Origin of the sequence: Mesorhizobium sp. B2-4-2 (assembly GCF_006442845.1) — a bacterium.
GTDB lineage: Bacteria > Pseudomonadota > Alphaproteobacteria > Rhizobiales > Rhizobiaceae > Mesorhizobium.
Genome location: NZ_VFVM01000001.1, coordinates 149,545 through 165,236 on the forward strand (window position 1 = coordinate 149,545; position 15,692 = coordinate 165,236).

A 15,692-nucleotide genomic window follows, 5' to 3' on the forward strand; every position below is an offset into this window, starting at 1 on the left:
CCCTCATTCGCGTTTCGGAGATGGTTATGGCCGCGATCAAAGAGCTTGTGCATACCGAGGGCGATTCCAACACCACGGCGGCCCGCAGCCGCTGGGATTCCGGCCAGGACGATCCACGCATCCGCGGGCTGCTTAACCGCGACGCTTCGGCCTTCATGCACCAGAGCCTGTCCAGCCCTTGTCTTTCGACGATCGCTAAGGCCGAAGGCATCTGGATCGAGGACACCGCCGGCCGCCGTTTCATGGATTTCCACGGCAACAGCGTGCACCATCTCGGCTATGGCCATCCGAAGCTGGTCGCCGCGATCAAGAAACAGCTCGACGATCTCTGTTTTGCGCCGCGCCGCTTCACCTGCGAACCCGCTGTCGAACTGGCCGAGAAATTGGCCGAGCTGGCGCCCGGCGATCTCGGCAAGGTGCTGTTCACGACAGGCGGTTCCGACGCCATCGAGGTGGCGCTGAAGATCGCGCGCGCCGCGACCGGTCGCTTCAAGACGGTTTCGTTCTGGGATGCCTTTCATGGCGCCGGCTTCGGTGCCGCAAGCGTCGGCGGCGAAGCGACCTTCCGTTCCCATATCGCCGGCCCGATGATGACCGGCACCGAACATGTCGCGCCTTGGGACGGCTACCGCTGTCCTTACGGCCACGGCACCCTGGAAGCCTCCGGGCTCGCCTGCGCCAACATGATCGCTTATGTGCTCGGTCGCGAACAGGATGTGGCCGCGGTCGTCGCCGAGCCGATGCGGGCCACGCCCAACCCGCCCCCGCCCGGTTTCTGGAATCGGGTGCGCGAGGCCTGCGACCGGCACGGCACGCTGCTGATCTTCGACGAGATACCGACCGGCCTTGGCAAGACCGGAAAATTCTTCGCCCATGAGCATGACGGCGTGACGCCGGACATCGTCGTTCTCGGCAAGTCGCTCGGCGGCGGCATCCTGCCGATCGCCGCTGTCATCGCCCGCCGCGATCTCGACGTCACCGGCGGTTTTGCCATCGGTCACTACACCCACGAGAAGAACCCGGTGACGACGCGCGCGGCGCTGACGACGATCGATATCATCCTGGAAGAAGGACTGGTCGAGCGTGCGGCCGAGCTTGGCCGGCATATGCTGGGACGCATGCAGGATCTGATGGGGCGCTCGCCCCATGTCGGCGATGTCAGGGGCAGGGGGCTGATGGTCGGCGTCGAACTTGTCGAGGACCGTACCTCGCGCCAGCCCGCGCGCGATCTTGCCGAACGCGTCTTCTATGCCTGCCTCGAACGGGGGCTGAGCTTCAAGGTCAGCCACGGCAACGTGCTGACGCTGTCACCGCCGCTGGTGATTTCGAAAGCCGATCTCGACCGTGCGCTCGACATCGTCGAACGCGCTGTGCTGACAGCCTGACCGTGAAGGCCGTCCGCACCGACCGCGAGCTCGAATGTCCAGGCATCGATGCCGGCTTGCGGGCAAGGGGTGTCGAGCTGGTGACGCTGCCGGACGGCATTTCCGAGGCGGAGCTCAAAGCCGCGGTCGCCGACGCCGATCTGCTCTTGATGTGCTACACGCCAGTCACTGCGGAGGTGATCGACGCGGCGCCTAGGTTGAAGGGCATCGTCAAATATGGCGTCGGTATCGACGCCATCGATATCCCCGCTGCCATGAGGCGCGGTATCCCCGTCGTCAACGTGCCCGAATATGCCGAGGAAACCGTCGCCGAAGGTGCTTTCGCCATGATGGTCGCGCTGGCCAAGCGGCTGCCCGCCATCACCGCGGCGGTATCGCGCGATGGCTGGATCTGGCCCGAGCCGCGCTGGCTGGGACGCGACATTTCAGGCGCCACGCTTGGGATCGTTGGTTGTGGCAAAATCGGCCGCAGCATGGCGCGCATGGCCGGCCACGGATTTCATGCGCGGCTTCTTGGCTTCGATCCTGGTGTCGACGCCGAAACGATGCGCGCCGCCGGCATCGAAAAAGCCGACGACCTCCAGGCAATGCTTCGCGCCTGCGACTTCGTCTCAATCCATTGCGTGCTGAACGACAGCACGCGCGGCCTGATCGGCAAGGCTGAACTCGCCTGTCTCAAACCTTCCGCCATCATCGTCAACGTCTCGCGCGGCGCGCTCATCGACGAGGCGGCCCTTGTCGAGGCGATCGTTTCCGGGCGCATCGGCGGCGCCGGGCTCGACGTCTATTCGGTCGAGCCGCTGGCAAAATCGGGCCATCCGATGGGCGCGCTTTTCGGCCGCGAGGACGTCATACTGTTCCCGCACCTCACCTTCTTTACGCATGAGGCGATGCGCCGGCTCGAGGACGACACGCTCGCGCGCTGCTTTGAGATTCTCGACGGCCGGCCGGTGACCGTGCGCTCGTCCGACCCGCGGTTGCGGGCGCAGACTTCTGGCGTTTCATTCGTCTGATCATCACCTGCTCGAACGCTTCGACGGCCTGCCCTGAGCAGGCCGAAATATGTCACGACATGACTGCGACGGTTCCATGACAACTATCAGATGAAGTTTGCCTGTCATAAAATAAATAGATTTTACTTATCGATCTCCAATCCCCAGAGTTGCCCTTAACGACGACGCTGCCGGCACCCATCGAAGCAGAAGCAGCCGGCGCGGTCGCCACAGTGCATCGCAGAATGTGCCATCAATCAAAAAGGGGAACTGGACATGAAATCACGCAACGCAACCATGGTCGCGGCTTTCGCCGCGTTGCTGGCGTCGGCTGCCCTCATCGGACCGGCGATGGCAGATGGCGTCGTCACCATCTACTCCGCCGATGGCCTGCATGACGGCAACGGCAGCTGGTTCGAAACCGAGTTCGCCGCCTTCACCAAGGCCACCGGCATAAAAGTGCAGTATATCGAGGCTGGTTCGGGCGGTGTCGTTGAGCGTGTCGCCAAGGAGAAGTCGAACCCGCAAGCGGACGTGCTGGTGACATTGCCGCCCTTCGTGCAGCGCGCCGCCGCCGGCGGCCTGCTGCAGGATTACAAGCCCGAAGGGGCGGACCAGATCGACGGCGGCACCGACAAATACCGGCCGCTGGTCAACAACTACATGAATTTCATCTACAACAGCGCCGTGCTTTCGGAAGCGCCGAAGAGCTACGACGATCTGCTGGATCCGAAATTCAAGGGCAAGATCCAATACTCGACGCCCGGCCAGGCCGGCGACGGCACCGCTGTCATGCTGCAGATCATCCATGCTTTCGGCGGCGAGGATGCAGGTTTCGAGTTCATGAAGAAATTGCAGGACAACAATGTCGGCCCCTCCGCTTCGACCGGCAAGCTGACGGCGCTGGTCAACAAGGGCGAGCTGCATGTCGCCAACGGCGATTTGCAGATGAACATGTCGCAAATGGCCGACAATCCCAACATCAAGGTGTTCTGGCCGGCGGGGCCTGACGGCGTGCGCTCCACCTTTGCGCTGCCTTATGAGATCGGCCTGGTAACCGGCGCGCCCAATGCCGACAACGGCAAGAAGCTGATCGACTTCCTGCTCTCAAAGGAAGCTCAGTCGAAGGTCAGTTCCGTGGCTCTTGGCCTGCCGGCCCGCAAGGATGTGACGCCGAACGACGCCAATTTCGCGAAGGCGCAAGAGGCGATGAAGGGCCTGACCATCTGGTCGCCGAACTGGGATGACGCTCTGGCCAAGCTGCCCGACTACGTCAAGCGGTGGAACGAAGCGACCGGAAGTTGATCCCTGCCAATCCGGAGGACCATGCCATGTCGGCCGCCGCTTTTACTGGGACCAGTGTCATGGACATCGACGCCGCGAAGGTTCGCGGCGCCGGCTCCAATGTCCATTTCGACAAGGTCGTTGTCGCCTATGGCGCGCATGTCGTTCTGCATCCGCTGACCCTGGATATTGCTCCCGGCGAGATCCTGGCGATGATCGGCCCGTCCGGCTCCGGCAAGACCACCGCCTTGCGGGCGGTGGCCGGCTTCGTGCGGCCGAGAAGCGGACGAATCCGCATTGGCGCGACGGATGTGACCGATCTGCCGCCTTATGAGCGTGGGCTCGGCATGGTGGTCCAGAACTACGCGCTGTTTCCGCATATGCGGGTCGAGGACAACGTCGCCTTCGGCCTCAGGGCTCAGGGCGCCGACAAGGCGCTGATCGCCGAGCGGGTCAAGGATGCGCTCGGCACCGTCGGCATGGCTGCCTATGCAGCACGTTATCCGCGCGAGCTTTCCGGCGGCCAGCAGCAGCGTGTCGCGATTGCGCGCGCTCTTGCCGTGCGGCCCCGCGTGCTGCTGCTTGACGAGCCGCTTTCGGCGCTGGACGCACAGATCCGCCGCAATATGGTCGAGGAGATCGCCAGGCTGCACCGCAGCCTGCCGGGCCTGACGATCCTCTATGTCACTCACGACCAGACAGAGGCGCTCACCCTCGCCGACAAGATCGCCATCATGCGCGACGGCTCGGTCTGTTCGCATGGACCGACGACCGAGCTCTATCGCCGCCCGCCCAACCGCTTCACCGCCGAGTTCCTCGGCCGCGCCAATCTCCTGCCGGTCACCATTGCCGAGGCTGCCGGCTCCAAGGGTTTTGCCGCGGCAAGGCATGGCGACGCGGTGCTGATGGGCACCGGCCGTGACGAGAAGGCCGGCGACAAGAGCCTGCTTTGTATCAGGCCCCAGCACCTCAGCCTGACGGCCGATGGCGACCATACCAATCGCATTGTCGGCACGCTCCTGGAGGTGCACTGGCAAGGCGAACTCACCCATCTCGTGCTCGATGTCGACGGCACGACGGTGCGCGTCTCGGCGACGAGACTGCCGATGGCCCTGCCGGAACCCGGCGCCAAGGTGCCGCTGTTCTTCGCGCCCACCGACACCTCGCTCGTTCCGGAAGACGCCGGTGTCTGAGGCTGTCGCTATGGCCTCGCCAGCGGTCAGGAGAGAGCCTGGCAGATTCTGGATCGTGCCGCCGGCCGCACTCTTGGCCCTGCTGTTCTTCTATCCGCTGGCGCTCATCGCCCGGCAGGCCTTCCTGGACGACAGCGGCGTTGCCAATGTCGCCGAAGTGATCCGCGTCCTGCATTCGCGCTTCTTCCTCAACGCGCTGATCAACACGGTGACGATTTCGGTTACCGCGACTGCCGGGTGCCTGATCGTCGGTCTCGTGCTGGCACTGATCCTGGCCTTCGTTCCGTTCCCCGGCAGCGGCTTCATCGCCAGGCTGATCGACACCTTCATCGCATTGCCGACCTTCCTGGTGACGCTCGCCTTCACCTTCCTCTACGGTTCCGCAGGCATGCTCAACGCAGGGCTGATGGAGACCTTTTCACTGCCGTCGCCGCCCGTCGATTTTCTCTATTCGAGCTGGGGCGTGGTGCTGGCCGAGGTCACTGTCTACACGCCGTTCATCCTACGGCCGCTGCTTGCCGCCTTCTCGCTGGTGGACCGCGGCCAGATCGAAGCGGCAAGCGTGCTCGGCGCGCGGTCGTTCCGCATCGTGCGCCAAATCATCCTGCCGGCCGCCATCCCGGCGCTCATTGCCGGCGGGAGCCTCTGCCTGCTGCTCACCGTCAACGAGTTCGGCATCGTGCTGTTCATCGGCGCCAAGGGGGTCATCACGCTGCCGCTGCTGATCTATGGCAAGGCGATCCAGGAATCGGCCTATCAGGTCGCCTGCATCATCGCCCTGATCAACATCGCGCTCTCGCTCGGCCTGTTCGGGCTTTATCGTTTCGCAGCCGGCCGGCTGGGGGTCTAGCCATGCTGGTCTGGTCCCGCTCCGGTCGCCTCGTTCTGTGGCTCCTCTTCGCACTGATCTTCGGTGTGCTGTTCCTGGCGCCGCTTGCGGTCATTCTCCTGTCCAGCCTTGCCGGCCAGTGGAACGGCGTGCTGCCGAGCAGCCTGACGACGGAACACTACAGCGACGTCTTGCATGGCGCGGCCGGCGATGCGGTCAAGGCGAGCCTTCTCACCGGGTTTGCAGCCAGCGCGCTGGCGCTGGTCAGCGGCACCTGGGCGGCGCTGTCGCTGCGGGTCCAGGGGCATGCGCTGCGGCGCCTGCTCGGCCTGTTGTTCTTCATCCCCAGCGCCGTGCCTTCGGTCTCCGTCGGCCTTGGCCTGCTGGTCGCCTTCAGCCATCCGCCGCTGCTGCTCAACGGTACGATCGCGATCGTCATGATCGCGCACTTCGTGCTGATATCGGCCTTCACCTTCGGCAATGTGTCGGCCGGACTGGCGCGGCTCTCGCCCGACTTCGAACAGGTGGCATCGAGCCTCGGCGCGCGGCCGGCCTACCGCCTCTGGCACGTCACCTTGCCTCTGCTCGCACCCTATCTGGTCGCAGCGTTCGGGCTCAGCTTCGCACTGTCGATGGGTGAACTCGGCGCCACCGTGATGGTCTATCCGCCGGGTTGGGTGACGCTGCCGGTGTCGATCTTCAGCCTCACCGACCGAGGCGACATCTTTGCGGGAGCAGCGCTCACCATGATCCTGGTGGTGGCGACCCTGGCGCTGCTGCTCGGTCTGGAGCGCATCACCGCGCGCGCCACCGGATCGTAGCGCTGCCTCAGCCGGGTTTGCGTTCGACGATGTAGATGTGATCCGCGGCCAACACCACTTCGTCGCGCTGGTTGATCACCTCGCAGCGTTCGATGACCCGGCCCGCGGCCGGCCGCTTCGGATCGTCCTCCTTGGCCGCGATGGTGGTGCGCGTGCGGATCGTGTCGCCGATGAACACCGGCTTGATGAAACGCAGCCGATCATAGCCATAGGAGAAGGCAACGGGATTGACGACGCTTGCCGTCAGTCCGATGCCGACCGAGAACACCAGCGTGCCGTGCGCGATGCGCTGGCCGAACGGCGTCGTCTTCATGAACTCGGCGTCCATGTGGTGCGGAAAGAAATCGCCGGTGTGGCCGGCATGGACGACGAAATCGGTCTCGGTAATGGTGCGGCCGCTGGTCAGCCGCGAGGAGCCGATCTCGTAGTCTTCGAAATAAATGATCTGTTCCATGTCCTGCCTTACGGCTTTTCGGCCAGCGGCGTCGCCGGCGCCGCGCTCGATTTATAGGCGGCTTCCACCAGCGCCATCGTGCTCCAGGCGTCCTCGACCGAGCTGACCAGCTCGTCGTCTTCTCCGCAAGCAAAACGCTGGACATTGGCCATACGCCCGACAAAGGCATCGGGGAACCATTCGCCTGCGAGTGGCACGGCAATCCAATCCGTCCCGCCTTTCGGGTATATTTCCAGGATGTCCGGTTCGCCGCGGGGATAGTCGAGGTTGAGGCCGAGTTTGAGATAGGCCGCGCCCTCGGTGCCGCCGATGCGGAATTCGCAGGCCTGGTGCCGGCGCCCGAACTTGTGGTCATGGTTGATCGACAGCGCGCAGCGCACGGTGTCGCCATAGTCGAGGATGGCGCTGGTGCGCGTCTGAGCCACGGTATGGTTGGGGTGGCCGAGCGTCTTGGCGTGCACCCCTTTGGGTTCGCCCAGCAATTGCCTGACGAGGTCGAGATAGTGGATCGAATGCATCGCGATCTCGACGCGCGGCGCCTTGAGCAGGAATTCCCACAGTTCCCAAGGTGTCGCCAGCGCCAGCCAGGCATCGAAGTCGACGACCTCGCCGAGCCATCCCTTGGCGATGGCGTCCTTGAGCGCCAGCATCATCGGCGCGAAACGCAATTGGAAATTCACCGCAGCCTTGAGCTTCCTGGCGCGGCAGATTTCGAGGATTTCGGTTGCCTCGCCGAGATAGTTGCCCATCGGCTTCTGGATCAGTGCGACCGCCCCCTCGGGAAGCGCCTTCAGGATCTCGGCATGCCGACCGGGCGGTGTCGCGAGATCGAAGATCGCATCGTTGATTCCGGCGGCTTCTTCCACGGAGCGGAATGCGGTGACACCCCATTTCTCGGCCAACGTCCGCGCCTTGGCCTGGTCCGGATCATAGAGGCCGGCAACCGGAAACTCGGCCTTCCGGTAGGCGGGAAAATGGGCATCGCCGACAATCGAACCTGCGCCAAAGGTGACGATCGGCCGGGGCTTTGTAGGCTTAGGCCAGGACTGGATGAGTGAGGCAGGGTCGAAACCGCCTTCAGTCATGATGGAAGACCTCGTCCATCGAAGCCCACCATTCGCCCTCCTTGCGGGTCGCCAGCGGCTCCTGGCAAGGCATGCAGAGGGCCCACCATTCCTGTGTTTTCGGGTCTGCCGCCATCTTGGCCATGTCGGCGGCATAGTCGGTGCCGTGGTATTCGAAATAGGCAAACAGCAGGTTCTCCGGCCGCTTCAGGTAGATCGAATAGTTCTCGATGTTGCAAGCCGAGATCATGGTCAGCACGTCGGGCCAGACGGCGGCATGGAGGCGCACATATTCCTCGACCTTTTCCGGCTTCAGTCCCAGAACCATTCCCATCCGCTGCATGTTCGTTCCCCTATTTCGTGATCGCCGTGGTGAATTCGGCGATGCTCATGGCCTTGACCGCGTCCCAGTCCCAATCGATGCCGATGCCGGGCTCCTCGGGTGCCAGAGCGTGCCCATCCTCGATGCGCATGCGCTTGCCGGTCAACTGGTCAAGCTGCGGAATGTACTCGACATACCGGCCGTTCTGAACAGCGCAGGTGAGGCTGACATGCAATTCCATCAGGAAATGCGGACAGACCGGGATGTCGAAGGCCTCCGCCGCATGCGCCACCTTTAGCCAGGGCGTGATACCGCCAATGCGACCGACATCGACTTGCACGATCGAAGAGGCGCCTTTCTGCATGTATTCGCGGAAATGCCTGATGGAATAGAGCGACTCGCCGATGGCAATCGGCGTCTGCGTCGAATTCGACAGCCTGACATGGCCATCGATGTCGTCGGCCGGCAGCGGCTCCTCGATCCAGGCGAGATCGAGTTCACGCAGCCTCGCTGCGCGGCGGATCGCTTCGTCGACGGAGAATCCCTGATTGGCGTCGGTCATGATCTCGTAGCCGTCGCCCACCGCCTTGCGCACCGCCGCCAGCCGCGCCAGATCTTCCGATCCGTGCGGTTTGCCGATCTTCACCTTCGAGCCGCGAAATCCCTTGGCCTTCGCTGCCAGCGCGTCATCGACCAGCGCCTGCGTCTCGATGTGCAGCCAGCCGCCCTCCGTCGTGTAGAGCGGGCAGCGGTCCTTGGCGCCGCCCGCCAGCTTCCACAGAGGCAGGCCCTGCTTCTTCGCCCGCAGGTCCCAAAGCGCGGTGTCGATCGCCGCGATCGCGATGGCCGTGATCGCGCCGATCGTGGTGGCGTGCGTGGCGAATTCGAGATCGTGCCAGATCGCCTCGATCATGTCGGGGTCGCGGCCGATCAGGCGCGGCGCCAGATGGTCGGACAAGAGCCGCATCACGGACGAGCCGCCGGTGCCGATCGTGTAGCTGTAGCCGGTGCCGACGGCGCCGTCGGAATCGGTGATCGTGACGAGAGGCGTTTCCTGGCTGACGAAACTCTGGATCGCGTCCGTGCGCTTGACCTTGGGCACAAGGTCCACCATCCGCAGTTCTATCTTCTCGATCTTGGCCATGTCGTCAGCTCCGCAATGACTTTCCGGTGTCGGCGGCAAACAGATGCGCCTGCGACAGGTCGAGGCTCATGGCCACCCGCTCGCCCGATCTCAAAGCTCTTGGGTTCAGCATGCGCGAAACCCAGTCTGCGCCATTGAACTCGACGAACACCAGCGTCTCGTTGCCGAGTGGTTCGGTGACCGTGATCGGCAATTCGATCTGGTGGACGTCGGCCGCACCACCGGAACTGATACCATGGCCGGTCGGGTAGATGTCGTCGGGCCGCAACCCGAACACCACCTTGTTACCCCTGGCGACATTGGCTTTGAATTGGCTAGGCAGCGGCAGCTTTTCGCCGCTGGCGAAAACCAGCTGGCCGTCATCGATCGTCGCCTCGTGCAAATTCATCGGCGGCGAGCCGATGAAGCCCGCGACGAACCGCGTCGCCGGCCGTCGGAACACCTCGTCTGGGGTGCCGACCTGTTCGATATGGCCGTCGCGCATGATGACGATGCGGTCGGCAAGCGTCATCGCCTCGACCTGGTCATGGGTGACATAGATCACCGTCGACCGCACCTTGGCGTGCAGCTTCTTGATTTCGGTCCGCATCTGCGTGCGCAGTTTGGCGTCGAGATTTGAAAGCGGCTCGTCGAACAGGAACACGTCGGGATCGCGTACGATGGCGCGGCCCATGGCGACGCGCTGGCGCTGGCCGCCGGAAAGTTGCGACGGGCGACGGTCGAGCAGCGTGTCGAGGCCGAGGATGGCCGAGGCTTCGGCGACGCGGCGCTCCATATCCTCCTTGGCGGCCCCGGCAATCTTCAGGGAGAAGCCGAGGTTCTCGCGCACCGTCATGTGGGGATAAAGCGCGTAGGACTGGAACACCATCGAGATGTTGCGCGAACGCGGCGGCAAATCGTTGACGACGCGGCCGCCGATCTCGATCGAGCCGGCGCTGATCTCTTCCAGCCCTGCGATCATCCTGAGCGTCGTCGACTTGCCGCAGCCGGAGGGGCCGACCAGCGCGATGAATTCGCGGTCCGCGATGTCGAGGTCGATGCCGTGCACGATCCCGACATTGCCGTAGCGCTTGGTCAGCTTTTGGAGGGAAACCGTTGCCATGGGATCAGCCTTTCACCGCGCCGGAGGTCAAGCCGCCGACAAGGTGTTTCTGGACGATGTAGGTGAGGGTGAGCGCCGGGATGATCATCACCACGGCGAGCGCGCACATGCCGCGCCAGTCGATGGTGAATTCGGCCGTGTAGTCGAGCAGGCCGACCGGCAGCGTCTTGGCGCTGACCGAGCGGGTCAGCTGCGAGGCCAGCGCGAACTCGTTCCAGCAGGTCAGGAAAGCAAAGATCGCGGCGGAGGCGATGCCGGGCCCGGCAAGCGGGAACTCGACCTGCCAGAAGGCCTGCCAGCGGGTGCAGCCGTCGATCTGGGCGGCTTCCGCGAGGTCCTTCGGCACCTGGCGGAAGAAGCCGTCGATCAGCCAGATGGTGAACGGCACGTTGAGCGCGACATAGGCCAGGATCAGTCCGAAATGCGTGTCGATGATGCCGAGCCTGACATAAAGGAAGAACAGCGGCAGCGAGAGCGCGATACCCGGCACCGTGCGCGTCAGCATCAGGCCGAGGAAGACGCCCGACTTGCCGCGGAAACGGTAGCGCGCGAAGGCATAGCCGCCGGCCATGCCGATGGCCACTGCGATCATCGTCGAGGTCACCGAGATGATCAGCGAGTTGCGGAAATACTCTATGACCGGGATGCCGCCCTTGCCGATGCCTGAGAACATCGCGACATAGGCGTCGAACGAGATCTGCTGCGGGATCCACACCGGCGGCTTGGCCATGATCTCCACCGTCGGCCGCAGCGACGAAAGCACGATCCACAGGCCGGGCAGGCAGATGGTCAGCATCGCCAGGAACAGGCCGATGAGATAGGCGATGCCCAGCAGCCGGCGCTTGAGGCGGGCGGAAGAATTCTCGTCCATCACCACTCCGCACCGATCTGCGTGCGCGCCGCGGCGAGCTTGTTGAAGAAATAGACGGTGAAGGCGATCGACAGCAGGATCGAGAAATAGGCCATGGCGTTGGCCATGCCCATGCGCCCGTCGCTGTAGGCGGTGCGCGCCACCAGCGTCCACAAAAGCTCGGTGCGGCCCGCCGGCCCGCCATCGGTCATGATCTTGACGATGTCATAGGCGCGCGCGACGTCGAGCGAACGGATGGTCATGGCGATGTAGGCGAAAGGCATGACGAACGGCCAGGTCACATAACGGAATGTCTGCCACGGCGTGCAGCCGTCGACGCGCGCCGCCTCGATTGGCTCCTTGGGCATGGCGAGCAGCCCGGCGAGGATCAGGATGGCGAAGATCGCCGTCGACGACCAGATCTCGGCGATCGAGATGGCGATGAAGGCGAGATGGCCTTCGATCAGCCATGCAATGGCATCCCTGGTGATGCCGAGCGATTGCAGGGCGTTGTTCACCAGGCCGATATTGTCGTTGAACATGAACTTGAACTGGAAGCCGACGAGGATCGGCGAGAACATCATCGGAAACATCATCAGCGTGCGCAGGATGCGCTGGCCGCGCGTCGCCTTTTCGACCAGCATGGCGAGGCCGAGGCCCAGCAGCATTTCGAGATTGAGCGCGATGGTCAGCAACAGAACCGTGCGGCCGAACGCCCACCAGAAATCGGCGTTCGCCAGGATCGAGAGATAATTGCGGAAGCCGACAAAGACGAAGAACGTTTCGGGCTTGGTCAGGCGGAACGGCGTGAAGCTGGAATAGAGCGACAAAAGCAACGGCACCACGACGACCGCCGCCAGCACGATCATCGCCGGAAGCAGCAGCAGGAATGGCGCGGATGGCTTGAAGCCCTTCATTGGGACCCTGTGAGTTGCATTCGATTGCCGCCTGTCGAGCCGGGCGGGGCAGGCATCGTCATCGTGGAACACCCGAGGCAGTGCGCGCCTTAAGACGCGAGCGCCTCCCCCATGACTGATGGGGGAGGCGGCCTTGGGAGCGGTTCTACAGCTTGCCGGCGTCTTCGAGGATTTGCGTCGCCTTGGCGGCGGCTTCGTCGAGCGCCTGCTTGGACGTCTTGTCGCCGAGGATCGCCGCCTGCAATTCGGGATAGACGGCGTTCGAGATCTCGATCCATTCAGGCGTCTGCGGCACCGCGAAGGCGTGCTTGGCTTCTTCCTGGAAGGCGGAGAGGACCTCCTTCTTGTAAGGATCGTTTTCGGCCTGCTTCAGGTCCCAGTCCCAGACCGCGGTGCGGGTCGGCAGCGGGCCCGCGGCGGCTTCCAGCTTCTGGCTGTCCTCGTTGGTCAGCCACCACACCAGCGATGCCGCGGCCTCCTTGTTCGGGCAGTTCTCGGTCACCGAGAAGCCATGGAAACCGGACCAGCCGGTGCGCTTGCCGGACGAGCCTTTCGGCGCGACCTTGACGCCGACATTGCCGGCGACCTTCGACGACTTCGGATCGTTGAAGAAGCCGGCCCAGCCCGGCCAGTCCAAGTTGATGGCGACGGTGCCGGAGGCAAAACCCTGGCCGAGATCGTCCCAGAGATAATTGGTGGTTCCGGCCGGCACGGCCTTGGCCTTGTAGAGGTTGACGAACCAGTCGAGCGCACGCACGCCGGCTTCGGAGTTGAAGACTGGCTTGCCGTCCTTGTCGAGATACTCGCCGCCCTCGGCCACCACCATCTCGTAGAAGCGGCCGTTGATCGCCTCTTCCTTGCCGGCGAACTGCGTGCCGTAGAAATTGGGCGGGTTGGCGAAGAACTCGGCCTGGTCGGTGACCTCTTTCCAGGTGTCCGGCGGCACCAGATCATAGCCGTATTTCGCCTTGAACTTGGCCTTGTTGTCGGCGTTCTCGTAGAGGCTCTTCTGGTAGTAGAGGGCAGAGACGTCGAACTGCGCGCGCGGCAGCATCTCCAGCTTGCCATCTATGGTCGCCGCCTTAATCGTCGATGGCACGAAGGCGTCGATCTCTTCCTTGGGCAGCAATTTGCTGAGGTCGGTATAGAGGCCGGTATACTGCGGCGCGAAGGAGGAATGGTTCCAGCCGACGCACCAGTTGGTGCTGCCCGAGGCGATGTCGGACTTCAACTCCTTGTCGATGTCGAAGCCGTTCTTCTTGGTCAGGATGTTGACCTTGGCGCCGGTCGCCTTCTCCCATTCGGGGATGCGCTCGTAGAGCTTTTCATATTGCTGGCCGCCGATCAGCTTCACGTCGACGGTAACGCCTTCGAACTTGCCGGGCAGGTCGCCGGCAAGGGCTGCGCCTGCGCCTGACGCGAGCAACAAAGCGCCGGCGCACACGCCGGAAAGCAGTCTGTTCATTGGTATCCTCCCTGGGGTGCGCCTTGGCGGCGACCGCAACTCGTCTGATGACAAGAAGCGCTACATTCATATACAAACAAAACATTCATAGAAACGTCAAGGCGAAATTTGTTTCCGTCGGCGGCGTTCCTGCGTATATGAAGAATCGATTTCACTGGAGGGAACGCCCATGGATGACAGCGAAGACGAGCGGTATCGCGCGCCTGCGCTCGACAAGGGGCTCGACATCCTGGAACTGCTGGCCGGCGTCGACGGCGGCCTGACGCAGGCGGAAATCGCCAAGAAGCTCGACCGCAGCCCCAACGAGTTCTACCGCATGCTGGACCGGCTGGTGCGACGCGGTTATGTCACGCGGCTCGACGGTGACCGCTATTCACTGACGCTCAAGCTGTTCGGCCTGGCGCAACTGCACGCGCCGGTGCGGCGGCTGGTTTCCTATGCGACGCCGTTGATGCGGGAGCTGGCGGAGACGTCGCAGCAGGCCAACCAACTCGTTGTTTTTGATCGCGGTTCCGCCGTGGTCATCGGCCAGCAGGAGGCGCCGAACTACTGGGGCATCTCGATCCGGGTCGGCGCCCACATCAGCCTGTTCGACACCGGTTCGGGACATGTGCTGCTCGCTTTCCGTTCGCAGGAGGAGCGCCAGATGATGATCTCCGAACATGTCCGCAGCACCGACAATACGGCGCAGCCGCCCGAGTTCTTTGCCCGTCTCGACCAGATCAGGGAACGGGGATATGAGATGATGGCCTCGATGCAGACTGCCGGCGTCTACAATCTGTCGGCACCGGTGCGCGGCTCCGACGGCAAGGCGATCGCGGCGCTTTCGATTCCTTACATCACCGTCGTCAACGCACCGTCCGCGCCGGACATGACCCGCACCATCGAACTGCTGCTGGCCACATGTGAAAAGCTGTCGCGTCTGGCCGGGTCGGCCGTCGGTTCATCGGCGTAATTCTTATTTGAATGAAGAATTCCTCCGTGAGATGATGTGAAAGATACGGGAGGAGCCCTGCCATGATCATCGACACCCACCTGCACCTCGTCGACCGCTCGGCCTTGCGCTACCCGTGGCTTGCCGGCGTGCCCGCTCTCAACCGCGACTTCTCCTATGAGGAGTACGGCGTGGAAGCTCAACGTGTCGGCGTCGAGCGTGTGCTGCATATGGAGGTCGATGTCGACCCTGCCGATATCGAGGCCGAGACCGAACGTGTCGAAGGCCTGTCGAGACAGGCCGGCAGCATGCTGGCCGGGGCGATCGCCGCCTGCCGTCCGGAAGAGGCCAATTTTGCGGCCTATCTCGAGCGCCAGCGAGCAAAGCCGTTCGTCAAGGGTTTTCGCCGCGTCCTCCACGTCATGCCCGATGAACTCTCGGAAGGCGCGCTATTCCGGGACAGCATCCGGCGGCTCGGCGGCACCGGGCTCACCTTCGATCTCGTCGTGCTGCCGCACCAGATTCCCAAGGCGATCGCGCTCGCCGATCTGGCGCCCGACGTCCAGTTCGTGCTCGACCATTGCGGCGTCCCCGACATCAAGGGCAATGGCGAGCACCCGTGGCGCGAACACATGAGCGAAATCGCGCGACGTCCGAACGTCGTGGCCAAGATTTCCGGCGTCGTCGCCTATGCCGATCCCGGCAGTTGGACGGTCGAGACGCTGCGGCCCTATGTCGAACACACGATCGGTTCGTTCGGCTGGGACCGCGTCGTCTGGGGCAGCGACTGGCCTGTCTGCACGCTAGGCGGCGGTCTGTCGACCTGGGTGGCGGCGACCCATGCGTTGCTTGCGGGTTGCAGTGTTGCGGAACGCGACAAGCTCTTGTCGGCGAACGCCCGCAAGCTCTGGCGGCTTTAACCGGCTCCGCTTGGGG

General features: G+C 63.5%; 16 protein-coding genes. 8 read left to right on the plus strand and 8 right to left on the minus strand.

Going from position 1 to position 15,692, the window contains the following annotated elements; genetic code table 11:
- Nucleotides 1-26: 26 nt before the first annotated feature.
- The 6 genes from FJ942_RS00750 (at nt 27) to FJ942_RS00775 (ending at nt 6,504) form a co-directional block, all read left to right on the plus strand.
- Complete coding sequence (locus FJ942_RS00750) at nt 27-1,385, plus strand: aspartate aminotransferase family protein (protein ID WP_140728073.1); 1,359 nt, start codon at nt 27-29, stop codon at nt 1,383-1,385.
- A gap of 2 nt (nt 1,386-1,387) precedes the next feature.
- On the plus strand, nt 1,388-2,398 hold the full coding sequence (locus FJ942_RS00755; RefSeq protein ID WP_140878786.1) for an NAD(P)-dependent oxidoreductase: 1,011 nt from the start codon (nt 1,388-1,390) through the stop codon (nt 2,396-2,398).
- Nucleotides 2,399-2,653: 255 nt separating this feature from the next.
- Nucleotides 2,654-3,682, plus strand: a complete 1,029-nt coding sequence (locus FJ942_RS00760) for a 2-aminoethylphosphonate ABC transporter substrate-binding protein (protein ID WP_140564380.1) — start codon at nt 2,654-2,656, stop codon at nt 3,680-3,682.
- A gap of 59 nt (nt 3,683-3,741) precedes the next feature.
- Nucleotides 3,742-4,854, plus strand: a complete 1,113-nt coding sequence (locus FJ942_RS00765) for an ATP-binding cassette domain-containing protein (RefSeq protein WP_246670978.1) — start codon at nt 3,742-3,744, stop codon at nt 4,852-4,854.
- Nucleotides 4,847-5,704, plus strand: a complete 858-nt coding sequence (locus FJ942_RS00770; protein ID WP_140514510.1) for a 2-aminoethylphosphonate ABC transporter permease subunit — start codon at nt 4,847-4,849, stop codon at nt 5,702-5,704. Before FJ942_RS00765 ends, FJ942_RS00770 begins: the two co-directional genes overlap by 8 nt.
- A gap of 2 nt (nt 5,705-5,706) precedes the next feature.
- Nucleotides 5,707-6,504 carry an ABC transporter permease subunit gene (locus FJ942_RS00775; RefSeq protein ID WP_140514512.1) on the plus strand — a complete coding sequence of 266 codons (798 nt, stop codon included), beginning with the start codon at nt 5,707-5,709 and terminating at the stop codon, nt 6,502-6,504.
- A 7-nt stretch (nt 6,505-6,511) separates the two neighbouring features.
- Here FJ942_RS00775 and FJ942_RS00780 read toward each other — a convergent pair whose 3' ends face one another.
- From FJ942_RS00780 to FJ942_RS00815, 8 genes are all read right to left on the minus strand, one after another.
- Entirely contained in the window at nt 6,512-6,958 is a 447-nt protein-coding gene (locus FJ942_RS00780) for a MaoC/PaaZ C-terminal domain-containing protein (protein WP_140514514.1), read from the minus strand.
- 8 nt (nt 6,959-6,966) lie between these two features.
- Complete coding sequence (locus FJ942_RS00785; protein ID WP_140514516.1) at nt 6,967-8,043, minus strand: Gfo/Idh/MocA family oxidoreductase; 1,077 nt, start codon at nt 8,041-8,043, stop codon at nt 6,967-6,969.
- Nucleotides 8,036-8,365 (minus strand): L-rhamnose mutarotase, encoded by a 330-nt coding sequence (locus tag FJ942_RS00790; RefSeq protein ID WP_140497605.1) that lies wholly within the window; start codon nt 8,363-8,365, stop codon nt 8,036-8,038. The genes FJ942_RS00785 and FJ942_RS00790 overlap by 8 nt, the downstream gene beginning before the upstream one ends.
- 10 nt (nt 8,366-8,375) lie before the next feature.
- The gene (locus FJ942_RS00795) at nt 8,376-9,488 is read right to left on the minus strand and encodes a mandelate racemase/muconate lactonizing enzyme family protein (RefSeq protein WP_140728075.1); all 1,113 of its coding nucleotides are present in this window, start codon (nt 9,486-9,488) and stop codon (nt 8,376-8,378) included.
- Nucleotides 9,489-9,492: 4 nt separating this feature from the next.
- Complete coding sequence (gene ugpC, locus FJ942_RS00800) at nt 9,493-10,590, minus strand: sn-glycerol-3-phosphate ABC transporter ATP-binding protein UgpC (protein ID WP_140555594.1); 1,098 nt, start codon at nt 10,588-10,590, stop codon at nt 9,493-9,495.
- A 4-nt stretch (nt 10,591-10,594) separates the two neighbouring features.
- Nucleotides 10,595-11,461 carry a carbohydrate ABC transporter permease gene (locus tag FJ942_RS00805; protein WP_140629022.1) on the minus strand — a complete coding sequence of 289 codons (867 nt, stop codon included), beginning with the start codon at nt 11,459-11,461 and terminating at the stop codon, nt 10,595-10,597.
- The gene (locus FJ942_RS00810) at nt 11,461-12,357 is read right to left on the minus strand and encodes a sugar ABC transporter permease (protein WP_140514521.1); all 897 of its coding nucleotides are present in this window, start codon (nt 12,355-12,357) and stop codon (nt 11,461-11,463) included. Before FJ942_RS00810 ends, FJ942_RS00805 begins: the two co-directional genes overlap by 1 nt.
- A gap of 145 nt (nt 12,358-12,502) precedes the next feature.
- Nucleotides 12,503-13,822 carry a sugar ABC transporter substrate-binding protein gene (locus FJ942_RS00815; RefSeq protein WP_140655549.1) on the minus strand — a complete coding sequence of 440 codons (1,320 nt, stop codon included), beginning with the start codon at nt 13,820-13,822 and terminating at the stop codon, nt 12,503-12,505.
- 169 nt (nt 13,823-13,991) lie between these two features.
- On the opposite strand from FJ942_RS00815, the gene FJ942_RS00820 reads away from it, so the two are divergent.
- On the plus strand, nt 13,992-14,777 hold the full coding sequence (locus tag FJ942_RS00820; RefSeq protein WP_140497617.1) for an IclR family transcriptional regulator: 786 nt from the start codon (nt 13,992-13,994) through the stop codon (nt 14,775-14,777).
- 62 nt (nt 14,778-14,839) lie between these two features.
- The gene (locus FJ942_RS00825) at nt 14,840-15,676 is read left to right on the plus strand and encodes an amidohydrolase (protein ID WP_140818445.1); all 837 of its coding nucleotides are present in this window, start codon (nt 14,840-14,842) and stop codon (nt 15,674-15,676) included.
- Nucleotides 15,677-15,692 lie beyond the last annotated feature (16 nt).

What these genes read in the sequence shown, in the direction of transcription:
- FJ942_RS00780 (WP_140514514.1), bottom strand. Translation starts at nt 6,958, where the DNA reads ATGGAACAGATCATTTATTTCGAAGACTACGAGATCGGCTCCTCGCGG.
- ugpC (WP_140555594.1), bottom strand. Translation starts at nt 10,590, where the DNA reads ATGGCAACGGTTTCCCTCCAAAAGCTGACCAAGCGCTACGGCAATGTC.
- FJ942_RS00795 (WP_140728075.1), bottom strand. Translation starts at nt 9,488, where the DNA reads ATGGCCAAGATCGAGAAGATAGAACTGCGGATGGTGGACCTTGTGCCC.
- FJ942_RS00815 (WP_140655549.1), bottom strand. Translation starts at nt 13,822, where the DNA reads ATGAACAGACTGCTTTCCGGCGTGTGCGCCGGCGCTTTGTTGCTCGCG.
- FJ942_RS00805 (WP_140629022.1), bottom strand. Translation starts at nt 11,461, where the DNA reads ATGGACGAGAATTCTTCCGCCCGCCTCAAGCGCCGGCTGCTGGGCATC.
- FJ942_RS00810 (WP_140514521.1), bottom strand. Translation starts at nt 12,357, where the DNA reads ATGAAGGGCTTCAAGCCATCCGCGCCATTCCTGCTGCTGCTTCCGGCG.
- FJ942_RS00750 (WP_140728073.1), top strand. Translation starts at nt 27, where the DNA reads ATGGCCGCGATCAAAGAGCTTGTGCATACCGAGGGCGATTCCAACACC.
- FJ942_RS00820 (WP_140497617.1), top strand. Translation starts at nt 13,992, where the DNA reads ATGGATGACAGCGAAGACGAGCGGTATCGCGCGCCTGCGCTCGACAAG.
- FJ942_RS00785 (WP_140514516.1), bottom strand. Translation starts at nt 8,043, where the DNA reads ATGACTGAAGGCGGTTTCGACCCTGCCTCACTCATCCAGTCCTGGCCT.
- FJ942_RS00760 (WP_140564380.1), top strand. Translation starts at nt 2,654, where the DNA reads ATGAAATCACGCAACGCAACCATGGTCGCGGCTTTCGCCGCGTTGCTG.
- FJ942_RS00825 (WP_140818445.1), top strand. Translation starts at nt 14,840, where the DNA reads ATGATCATCGACACCCACCTGCACCTCGTCGACCGCTCGGCCTTGCGC.
- FJ942_RS00790 (WP_140497605.1), bottom strand. Translation starts at nt 8,365, where the DNA reads ATGCAGCGGATGGGAATGGTTCTGGGACTGAAGCCGGAAAAGGTCGAG.
- FJ942_RS00765 (WP_246670978.1), top strand. Translation starts at nt 3,742, where the DNA reads ATGGACATCGACGCCGCGAAGGTTCGCGGCGCCGGCTCCAATGTCCAT.
- FJ942_RS00775 (WP_140514512.1), top strand. Translation starts at nt 5,707, where the DNA reads ATGCTGGTCTGGTCCCGCTCCGGTCGCCTCGTTCTGTGGCTCCTCTTC.